The organism is Halogeometricum sp. S3BR5-2, from assembly GCF_031624635.1.
GTDB classification, from domain to species: Archaea; Halobacteriota; Halobacteria; order Halobacteriales; family Haloferacaceae; genus Halogeometricum; species Halogeometricum luteum.
In genome coordinates this window covers 138,463-147,997 of record NZ_JAMQOQ010000008.1, presented here as the reverse complement: position 1 = coordinate 147,997, position 9,535 = coordinate 138,463, and the positions used below count along the sequence as shown (strand labels likewise).

The window sequence follows — 9,535 nt, the reverse complement described above, 5'->3', positions numbered from 1 at the left end:
AGCTCCCAGCCTTGCCCTTCAGCTTCGAGCCGCTGGAAATACTCAATGCATTGCATCAACTGAGCGTCTCGCTATTGGCTGTTTTCGACTTGATTTACGAATGCTCGTGAAATGCGAGCTGCTTCTTGCATACTACGCAACGGGAGGATTGACCAGTTCAGTCGAAAGTCACCCTCGTATCCATCATTTTCATATGAGTAAAGCAACTTTCAGGTGGTATGACTCTCCAGCAGATCACCGCATCCGATATCGCGGGCTGGGACTCTTTACAGGATATAGCGAACTCCTTTGAAAAACGCGGGCTCAAACCACGCCCGAAACTTGGGGGCGATAACGAACTCGTAGTCCAGCTTGATGATGACGAATTCATCGTCATCGTCAATGCTGGCCCCGGTGAGACTGCCACGGACTTCAAACCGGAAAATCGCTCACGGCATACCAACCTCGTTGCCACCAACGATTTCGAGACCTTCACCTTCATTACGCGAGTCCGAAGCTGGGAGGGGCAGCAGCACGGTCGAATTAAGCATCAAAAGATTTCGTTCTCGAAGGAGCAGTTCACGCGGGACAGCGGAGAGAAGAACACTATTCTCCAGAAGCTGAACTCGATCGAGTACGGTTCCTCTGCTGCGATATACGATACGCTCTACGACACGCAACAGGTCGTCAAAGAGTTTTATGAACAGTTCGAGGAACTCCGGACGGATCTCATTCAAGAGGTCACGGGCATTCCCGACGACCGTGGTGACGCGAAGCAACGATATGTGCAGGTCATTCTTGACCGGATGATATTCCTATACTTCATCCAAGAAAAGCGCCTCCTTGATCGGAACCCGAACTACCTTCACGAACAGCCGAATGAAGTCGTTGACGAGGGCGGTGACCACTACGAAGAGTTCTACGAACCGCTCTTCTTCGAATACCTCGCAGAAGACAAGCAGAACCCTGATTTCGGTAGTCTTCCGTACTTGAACGGTGGCTTGTTCGCAAGGAATCCTGTCGAAGAGGAGTTCCAGGACGCGAAGTTAGGTGGCCCTGCCGAGAAAACGAACGAGCTCTTCGACGATATTCTCGACTTCCTCTCCGACTGGAACTGGAACGTAGACGAACGACTCGATATCGTCGATCCCAAGAACCTCTCCCCAGCGATATTGGGCCACATCTTCGAGCAAACGGTCAATCAGAAGGAGATGGGGGCGTACTACACACCGGAAGAAATCACGGGGTTCATGGCCCGACGGACGATCCATCCATATCTGCTCGATCAACTCAACGAGGCTGTGGACGCAGACTACGACGAGATCGACAATGTGTTCGGATTCCCCGTGCCCGAGGCAGATAGTAGCGCAGGAGCTGTTGCCGATGGTGGAACTATAACTCAGCAAGTTCCAACGGGAAACGTCCAGACCAGCCATGTGGAGACTCTATACCACGACATTCTGAAGGAAGCACACATTCTCGATCCCGCCGTAGGAAGTGGCGCCTTCCTGCTCGCCGCACAGGAGGTGCTGATGGACCTATACATGCAATGCATTGAGTATTTCCAGCGGCTCGAAGCTGAAGGGCAAGGCTGGGAGCTGGAGAGTCGTAGTCGTGAGGAATTAGAACGTATCGAGGGTGGGCATGGTGGGGAGTCGCTATACGCCAAACGCTCGATTATTCTGGATAATCTCTACGGGGTGGATATCGACGAGGGCGCTGTGGAGATCTGTAAACTCCGTTTGTGGCTCTCGATGGTTGCGGATATCGAAGACGAGCCAGGGGAGGTCGAACCGCTCCCGAATATTGATTTCAACATACGGCAGGGGAACAGTCTAATTGGATTTACAGATCTCATCGAAACCGTCAATGAACAGGGTGATACCTCACTCACAAACTATGGAATCGGTGAAGAAACACCGGTTAGCGAGTATTATGAGGACGTAATCCACGCTCAGCGGAAACACAAACGGGCAAATTCCTCAAAAGAAGCAACCAACGCCCGTCGTCAGGCAGAGTCGCTCATCACCAGCTACAGTCAGAATCTGGACAACAAGGTGCTAGATGAGTTCCATAATGCCGGCGCTGAAATCACTCTGGATCAAGTTCAAGAATTCCACCCCTTTCATTGGATTCTCGAATTCGCGCTAGTCTACGACCAGGGAGGTTTTGATCTTATTATCGGGAATCCTCCTTGGGACCAGCTTCGAGCGAGTCGCGATGATTACTTCGTCAAGTTTGATGAGCAGTTCCGGTCCCGGATGCCTTCGAATAAGGACGAGATGCAGAAACAGCTGCTGGAAGACGAGGAGATTGCCGAGGGATGGGAGGAGTATCAAGAGCAGATAGAGAAGCAAATGCGGTACTTCACTGATGGTTCTGAATACATCCTCCAGAAACCTGTTATTGATGGACGGAAGGATCCAAATGAAAACAATCTTGCGGCACTCTTCTTTGAGAGATTGTTCGAACTCGTGAGCGACGAGGGGTATGTAGCGCAAGTTCTACCCGGAGTGATCTTCAGTGGCTCTTTCTCGAAAGATCTCCGGATGAAACTTTTGAATGATGCGGAAATACAGTCGTTGGTTGGCTTCGAGAATCATGGAATATTCGGTGATCTTCATCGACAGTATCAGTTCGCTGTTCTCACGTTCAAGAACCAGGGGGAGTCGGAGCAAATCAAGGGAATATTCGATCAACATGATGTTTCTGTCCTCCGTCATTTCGACGAAAAAGCGGTTGAGATCCCACGAGAAGTACTAACCCAATATTCGTTGAAAGCGCGGATATTCCCCAATATTACCCATCCTGAGGAAGTGGGTATCTTGGAGAGTATTGTCTCACACCCTCCGTTGGGAGAAAAAATCGACAATAAATGGAACGTCACTCCGCACCGTGAACTGGATCGATCACGGGCGTCTGACCGCTTCGTCGAAGAGGAAAATGAAGGTGACTACCCTGTGTACGGTGGAGCAAACATTCACCAGTTCCAGCACGACAATACGTTCGATTCGAGTCTTGATTCCCCTTCACTATGGAGTGTCGATGAAGATCAGCCTGATCTGAGCGCTAAATACCGTGTTCGGGAACGGGCGTACAACGGTGGAACGCCGAAAAAGGACATATACGAAGCGTTTGGTGGACCGAAGACCAGCAAATCACAGAAGGGATTCGTCAACGATCTTCTTCAGGAACACCGTGGACAGGACCTCTGTATGGATGACCTCCTTCCAGACTTCACGGAATACCGGATTATCTACCGAGATATCGCCCGACCTACCGACGAACGGACAATGATTTCGACTGTGTTACCCAAAGGGCTCGTTTGTGTTCACACACTCCAGACATTTTCGCCATATGAAGTCAATCCGGAGCAGGACGATCTCTCAGAGTATCCCCTGCGTTCAATCTATGAACGTGCCTACGATGACAAGGAACTGTTCGTCATCACCGGTTTACTGAACAGCATTCCGTTCGATTACCTAATGCGGACGAAGGTCGATTCACACATTGTCCGGTTCAAACTGGAAGAATCACAGGTCCCGCGTCTCACAGAGGGCGACAACTGGTTCCACTATATTTCTGACCGGGCGGCCCGACTCAACTGCTACGGTAAGGAGTTCGAGGAGATGCGGGAACGGCTCGGCGGAATTGATCCCGCTAAAGAGGAATCAGAGCGTCGGCGACTTCAGGCCGAAGTTGATGCAGCTTCTTTCCACGCCTACGGACTCGATAGGGAGGAAATGCAGTTCGTTCTTGATGACTTTCATCGGGTGTCGAATCCTCGAATTATGACGGAAGCGTACTTCGAGAAGGTCGCTGAGAAATACACTCATCTTGGAGACGTAGGGCCAATGGAGTAACTTCTTAGCTAGCACTACGCCGGTTCATGAATGTTAGTCCATTCAGGCTTACTGATGAATGCTGTCCAGCGCTCGTCGGGTCATCGCTCCGTCGACATTCAGATATTGACGTGCCGTGGTGATGTCCTCCCACCCGAACATTGCTCGGAGAGCGGGAAGATCTAAGCCTCTTCCGGCGTGATAAGACGCTGCTGTTGCACGTAATCCATGTAATGAGGTTGCGTCGTTAGACAATTCTGGGGACCGTTCCAAGGCAGTTTCCAGTCGCCGCTGTAAGGTCGAGAACGAATACGGCCAGCCGCCATGTTCGTCAAGTAGTAATTCAACCGCGACTCGGACTCGATACGAAAAGTGGTACGGAACAGTTCGGGAAGCGGCTTCCGTTTTCGGGAGCCAATAACGCTCAGCAAAGCTCTGGAAATCTGTATTGGGATTGTGTTCCAGCCGTTGTTTCACCGCCTGTCGACAGTATCCACAGATACCGCCATCTCTCCCCTTCGTACAGTTTTGCTGTGTGGGAATCTGGATCATCTGCCGCTCTCGATCAACCCACGATTTCGACAAGTGCGTTGTTTCTCCTGGTCTAAGTCCAAGACGGCCTCCAAGGAGAATGGCCGCTCGTGTTTCGAGTCTCTGTTGTGTATCATCTATACGCCCAGCACCTTCTAACAGTAGTTCGAACTCGCGTTCGCTAAGGGCCCTCTCTCGTGTTGCTACCATATCCATCGCTGTCTGTCGATACAAAGATAATCCGCTTCTTCTTCGAGTGGCAAGGTGAATCGGTTCACTGCCGCCAGAATTGCCGTCTGATATGACAGGAAATACTTATGGGTGCCCTCCGGACGAAGCGTATGGGACTCTTTGAGACCTTATTTAGCTCATCCACTGGGGATACTGTCCCTCAGGCACAGCAACCGAGTCAGCACGAAATCTTCCCCGAGGACAAGTACAATGTCGCATACGCTGTAGCCGCTCGGCCTGAAGAAATTCGGGCGTTAGAACATCTTCTAGAAGCGGATCAGACCTCACCGACCGCCCTGGAGGCTGAGCCTTTTCTTCAGGATATAATCGAAGATATGGAACGGGATCGGGAATACTCCCTCCGCCTTCGCACCTCTGGAGAGGAGATCGTCGACGATATCCGTGAACTCATAGAGCATTGGGACAATCAGGTAGATGAGCAGATAGGGACGATTTGGTGGCCTATCGGAGCAGATACGACCTTTAGGTTGTACCTCCATTATCTGGAACTCCGTGCTGACGCGGAAGATGACCAATTTTCGTTCCCGGAGTCTGCTGGACAGGTTCACACTCTCGTCCAGCGTGGTCTTAGTGCAATAGAAGATGATGACGACTCGAAACTCGCTGTAGTCCACAAGCGAGACATTCCTTGGGAAGAACCAGCTGAGGACAGCTGATCCAGTTCGCTCCTTCTCAAAGAGACCGATTAATTGTATCCAGTATCAAACCCAGCTATGGTAGAAATCTCAGACTCCCTGTGTTCGCTGTTCACTGCGAAAATTAAGAAGGAGGATGGCACATTCGTCATCGAGATTCCACCGAGTGAGATCAAGCATGGGGCGCTGACTGTTGATGAAACGTACCGCATCGCTCTTCTTGATTCATCCTCCGAAGCTGAATCAACATCTCCACAGAGCCCACGGCATCCCGCCTCTCAGGGGAGCACGAGCCATGATTCATCTGGTCCTCCTGTTGATGAGGGAGAAGTGCGCGACGTGACAATCGAAACCGTCGGTGATCAGGGCGATGGTATCGCAAAAGTCGAACGGGGGTACGTCGTGATCGTTCCCGGCGCTCAGCCCGGCGACGAGCCAACAGTCGAAATCGAACAAGTTCAGGAGAACGTCGCGTTTGCGAGCATTGTCGATAGCGATCCGCGAGCACTCTAACCTGTTGTCCCTTCTGTGGATCGGTCTTCTTCTCGGTAAACCATCGGTGTGAGAAGGCTCCGTTCGCGTTTGTCTGATGGAGGTGGTTCTGAAAGTCACGTCACGTTCTCTTCACGCGCTCGCGATGGCACAACCCTCCAAAGCCGAAATACAATCTATGACAAAGGAGCCGATTGAGGTACTCGACGACCTGGCCAACCAGGTCGCCGATGAGTTCGAGGCGTATAGACAGCCGGACGAATTCAAGGATGTCTCGCTCGTGATTGAGAACAGCGACGAGGAGCGTCCGACGCTAATCGTCCACGTCGATAGGGAGGATGCGGAGGCTCTTGCCGACCGCATTGATGAGTTCCTCCGCGAGCACGGTGCTCGTACTGAACGGGAACGACACTCAGCTACGGATGTCCGTGTGTTAGCGACGGTCGACTGACAACCACCCCTCCAATTTTTTGACTGACTGCAAGCACCGCTGAAGGGCCTTATCTTCACTTCTGGTCAAGGGAGTCCCGACCGATTCAGCTCAGGTGGTCAATCTGTGCAGACAGATACTCTTGGAGACCGGTGACCGTTTCTTCTGAGACAGCTGAGGCCCCGAAGTCACTCCGAAATCCGTGCTTGAGTTCGTCGCTCTCCAAGATATCCAGTCCACGCTCAAGTTGCTCCCGTAGGGCATTGTCGTCCCCTCGCCGCAGATGGGGCGTGACAGCGTTGAGGTCGATCTCTTCAGCCACTGCCAGGACGTCTCGGAGGTCCGTTTCTCGGCCACTGTGGAGCTTTGCCGCCACGAGGACGGCCCCATCGATGACTCTGGCCGTCGTCGTCACTGTGCCCCCGCTCACCTCCTGTTGGTGGCTGTGGTCGTACAGGTAGTCGAACGACCACTGTGCCTCCGTCTGGCGACACCCGAGTCCGTTTACCAGGAGATCGAAGCCGATCGGCTGTTGCGGCGTGAGCCGCTTTTCGTACTCGATTACTTCGGTGTCGTAGAACCATTTCTTGGCGTGACTGTCCGTTTCCTCGAATCCCTGCTGTTCGAGGAACTCGACGAAGTCAGCCTTGAAGTCCGGCGCGACGACGATATCGAGGTCCGTGGAGAAGCGAGCATTGAACGCTGAGACAGCGTAGCCGCCAACAAGAACGTACTCGTGACCCTGTTGGGTGAGCTCCTCGAGCAGCTCGATGAGTGCGTCACTTCGGTTGTTGAAGCTCATGGCTGTGCCCGTTCAGTCTCTCGATACGTGACGCCGAGGTCGAGGTCCTCGTACATCCGGTCGAGCATCGCCAGCGCCGACTGGAACTGGGCGTAGTTCTCGCGCATATACTCGATTGTCTCTGCTCTCGGGATCACCGGGTACCCTTCGACGTACTCGATATCGAGTGACGTGCGTGGCTCGAGGACGATCTGCAGCGGACCGTCCAACTCGTCTCCGGGCTGTCGCTCGAAAGCAGTGGGGAGGTCGAACGACTCGAAAAACGCCTCCCAGGCGTCGACGTCCTGCTCACGAACAGCGAGGAACAGTGGATAGTCATCCGGATTCCGCCCTACTTGGTAGCCGCCTTGGGTCCACACGTAGACGGCGTCGATCCGCGTAAACGCGGACGGCCAGTCGCCGAACTGAGGGATAACATAGGCTTCCTCGATGGAGGGTGGACTGACGCCGGCGCTGGCAGCGACGAGTTCGCGGGCTGCGTCACGGATGTGCTCGTCGACGACAGCAAGCCCGTCGTCATAGGAAACGTAGCCTGCGTCTTCGAGCCGATTGACGGCCTGTCGCACCGTCTCGTACGGCGTGTGGAGGTGTTGGGCGACACGACGGATGGAGTCACCACTCTCGATGGCGAGGATAATCTGCGCCGCCGTGTCGTCGAGAACCTCGTACATCTGGTGGTTACCAATAATCCGGTAACAGTTAAAAGTCTTACTAGAGGTGCGGTTAGAGTGACTCCGACTGACTTCGATAAACGCGTCAGCTCGCTGTGTCTTGAAGCCGTCACAGTCCTAGTAATGCGGATCGTGATTCAGTTCCAATGTGGGGACTTGTTGGCCGAGAGCGGCGACGGCGAGGGCCGTACAGCAGGCGTGCGTACCTGATCCCTCTCCGGATGTTGTTGAACAGGTCTCAGGATCGTCATCGCTGGCGTGGAAGAAGTGACGAACGCGTTGATCGCTATTACGGGGGTGGAGAATACCTCGTCATTCGGTTTGCTCGTCGGCGGTTTCTTCGAGTTGATTGCCTTCGTCCTCGTCGAAATCATCCGGAGTGTACGTCATCGGGGCCAACTCGTCGTCACCGAGATCGAGAATCGAATAGAGCGCTTCGACGAAATCATACACGGGTCCAGGCGACAGGTCTGTGAGGCTCGCGATCTGCCGGATCGTGACGTCCCTTACTGTGTGCCATCACGAGATCGTATGCGAATGCGAACGTGATGATGCCGTAGTCTGCGAGGACCCGCTCGATCGCGGGGGACTCGTTCTTCTGGGCGATTCCCTCGATGAGTTCGGGCGTGATCGAGACTTCCGTCTCGCGGACCGTCAAAGCCAGTTCGAACTCTTCAACGGTGTACACGGCGGTCCCGTCATCGTCACCGACTTTGCTGGTCAGGCCCGCCTGCTCCAGATTACTGACGGCATCGTAGAGCGCCAGCTCGTCCTTATCGGGCATCGTCATCACCAACTCAGCGGATAGAGCTTCTCGTAGTAGTTCTCCAACACTTACGCTTCGCCGTTCTCAGCGTTAGCTTGCCGGATGTATTGGCACCCTCCGTGTACTCATTTTCGAGATTAGTGGTCATTGGAAGGCATCTCTCGCTAAGAGATTGATCGGTGGATAACGTTCTGTGTTTTGTCCGATATGCGTCTTGTATCTTCAAGTGAGACAGGACGAATGTAGGCGCTATGGACGAAGAACTAGCTCTGGATCTCGTTCGAGAACTCCGCAGCGAATACGAGGAAAACGCGGTGATAGGACGCGAAATACAGGGTGAGACAGTTCAGAATCGTCATCAGGACTCATTCGAGATTCGTGCAAATCGGATCCCTATTCCGTATGATTGGGTAAATGGAGATGATCTCCCCGAGATATCCAAAGTTAATCTTCCATCCGTGGTTTCCGGCTTCCATCAGGCAGAACGCTGGTTCTTGATCGATCGGCTTTATGAGGCCGATAATGTCCCGACAGTGTCGATTCCGGAGATTACGCATAATAATCTCGTAAAGCCGCTGTCAGAGGTCTACGATCCAACCCATCTCTATGTTCCCCAATCTGAGCCATTTCTTGGTGTTCAGTCACGACAAGCCATCAATAGCGTCACTGACTCCTTTGATTCCCTCGAAGAGGTAGGACTGAATACCGACAATCGGGAGGATGTGGACGCCTGTTATGCGATCCGTGGAGACTACATTCGACTTGACCAGTGTACTCGTCTTCCGTTAGACCAAGCAGAGTGGCTCCCCGACAGAACTGCGACCCCTACGAATGAGCAGATTCCGGAACATCCGCTATATTGTGCGTACGGGACGTCTGAGGACATTGAGGCTGAGTATCTGCTGGCTGTGGCCTCTGTCCTCTCGAAGAACCCCACTATCCGAGACAACGCAGCTGTGAGGATTGAATTGGGAGATGATGCGTGATTCTGTCGGGGGTATGATCCCTACTCTGCCCATCATTTGATACTTCCATTTAAATTCCAGACACGATAAGAAAGAAGACCTAGCAGCCAGGCCGTACTGCCGTCCTAGCCATAATTTCGTATTCGTTGCACTGTCAGCTTTTACGAACG

At 53.0% G+C, this 9,535-nt stretch carries 9 protein-coding genes; 5 read left to right on the top strand and 4 right to left on the bottom strand.

Translation table 11 applies throughout. The features are described 5' to 3' along the window. Positions 1-218 precede the first annotated feature (218 nt). Positions 219-3,842: an Eco57I restriction-modification methylase domain-containing protein gene (locus NDI79_RS22170; protein ID WP_310930795.1), complete on the top strand. Its 3,624-nt coding sequence runs from the start codon at positions 219-221 to the stop codon at positions 3,840-3,842. A gap of 48 nt (positions 3,843-3,890) precedes the next feature. On the opposite strand, the gene NDI79_RS23700 is transcribed toward NDI79_RS22170, so the two are convergent. After that, complete coding sequence (locus tag NDI79_RS23700) at positions 3,891-4,562, bottom strand: tyrosine-type recombinase/integrase (protein WP_425499653.1); 672 nt, start codon at positions 4,560-4,562, stop codon at positions 3,891-3,893. Positions 4,563-4,693: 131 nt separating this feature from the next. On the opposite strand from NDI79_RS23700, the gene NDI79_RS22165 reads away from it, so the two are divergent. The 3 genes from NDI79_RS22165 to NDI79_RS22155 all read left to right on the top strand — a co-directional run bounded on the left by NDI79_RS22165 (position 4,694) and on the right by NDI79_RS22155 (position 6,182). Continuing rightward, positions 4,694-5,260, top strand: coding sequence for a hypothetical protein (locus NDI79_RS22165; RefSeq protein WP_310930794.1), 567 nt, complete (start codon positions 4,694-4,696; stop codon positions 5,258-5,260). 57 nt (positions 5,261-5,317) lie between these two features. Then, the gene (locus NDI79_RS22160) at positions 5,318-5,752 is read left to right on the top strand and encodes a TRAM domain-containing protein (protein WP_310930793.1); all 435 of its coding nucleotides are present in this window, start codon (positions 5,318-5,320) and stop codon (positions 5,750-5,752) included. 76 nt (positions 5,753-5,828) lie between these two features. Next, positions 5,829-6,182 carry a hypothetical protein gene (locus NDI79_RS22155; RefSeq protein ID WP_310930792.1) on the top strand — a complete coding sequence of 118 codons (354 nt, stop codon included), beginning with the start codon at positions 5,829-5,831 and terminating at the stop codon, positions 6,180-6,182. A gap of 85 nt (positions 6,183-6,267) precedes the next feature. On the opposite strand, the gene NDI79_RS22150 is transcribed toward NDI79_RS22155, so the two are convergent. The 3 genes from NDI79_RS22150 to NDI79_RS22140 all read right to left on the bottom strand — a co-directional run bounded on the left by NDI79_RS22150 (position 6,268) and on the right by NDI79_RS22140 (position 8,418). Beyond that, complete coding sequence (locus NDI79_RS22150; RefSeq protein WP_310930791.1) at positions 6,268-6,963, bottom strand: nucleotidyltransferase domain-containing protein; 696 nt, start codon at positions 6,961-6,963, stop codon at positions 6,268-6,270. Next, a complete protein-coding gene (locus NDI79_RS22145; protein ID WP_310930790.1) occupies positions 6,960-7,634 on the bottom strand; it encodes a helix-turn-helix domain-containing protein in 675 nt (224 codons plus the stop codon). Before NDI79_RS22145 ends, NDI79_RS22150 begins: the two co-directional genes overlap by 4 nt. A 445-nt stretch (positions 7,635-8,079) precedes the next feature. Continuing rightward, the gene (locus NDI79_RS22140; protein WP_310930789.1) at positions 8,080-8,418 is read right to left on the bottom strand and encodes a hypothetical protein; all 339 of its coding nucleotides are present in this window, start codon (positions 8,416-8,418) and stop codon (positions 8,080-8,082) included. Positions 8,419-8,651: 233 nt separating this feature from the next. Here NDI79_RS22140 and NDI79_RS22135 point away from each other — a divergent pair, with 233 nt between their 5' ends. After that, the gene (locus NDI79_RS22135) at positions 8,652-9,386 is read left to right on the top strand and encodes a hypothetical protein (RefSeq protein ID WP_310930788.1); all 735 of its coding nucleotides are present in this window, start codon (positions 8,652-8,654) and stop codon (positions 9,384-9,386) included. The last annotated feature ends 149 nt before the right edge of the window (positions 9,387-9,535 follow it).

Bases quoted from the DNA above. Each gene is read 5' to 3' on its own strand.
- NDI79_RS22170 (WP_310930795.1), top strand. From the start codon at position 219: ATGACTCTCCAGCAGATCACCGCATCCGATATCGCGGGCTGGGACTCT.
- NDI79_RS23700 (WP_425499653.1), bottom strand. From the start codon at position 4,562: ATGGTAGCAACACGAGAGAGGGCCCTTAGCGAACGCGAGTTCGAACTA.
- NDI79_RS22165 (WP_310930794.1), top strand. From the start codon at position 4,694: ATGGGACTCTTTGAGACCTTATTTAGCTCATCCACTGGGGATACTGTC.
- NDI79_RS22160 (WP_310930793.1), top strand. From the start codon at position 5,318: ATGGTAGAAATCTCAGACTCCCTGTGTTCGCTGTTCACTGCGAAAATT.
- NDI79_RS22155 (WP_310930792.1), top strand. From the start codon at position 5,829: ATGGAGGTGGTTCTGAAAGTCACGTCACGTTCTCTTCACGCGCTCGCG.
- NDI79_RS22150 (WP_310930791.1), bottom strand. From the start codon at position 6,963: ATGAGCTTCAACAACCGAAGTGACGCACTCATCGAGCTGCTCGAGGAG.
- NDI79_RS22145 (WP_310930790.1), bottom strand. From the start codon at position 7,634: ATGTACGAGGTTCTCGACGACACGGCGGCGCAGATTATCCTCGCCATC.
- NDI79_RS22140 (WP_310930789.1), bottom strand. From the start codon at position 8,418: ATGCCCGATAAGGACGAGCTGGCGCTCTACGATGCCGTCAGTAATCTG.
- NDI79_RS22135 (WP_310930788.1), top strand. From the start codon at position 8,652: ATGGACGAAGAACTAGCTCTGGATCTCGTTCGAGAACTCCGCAGCGAA.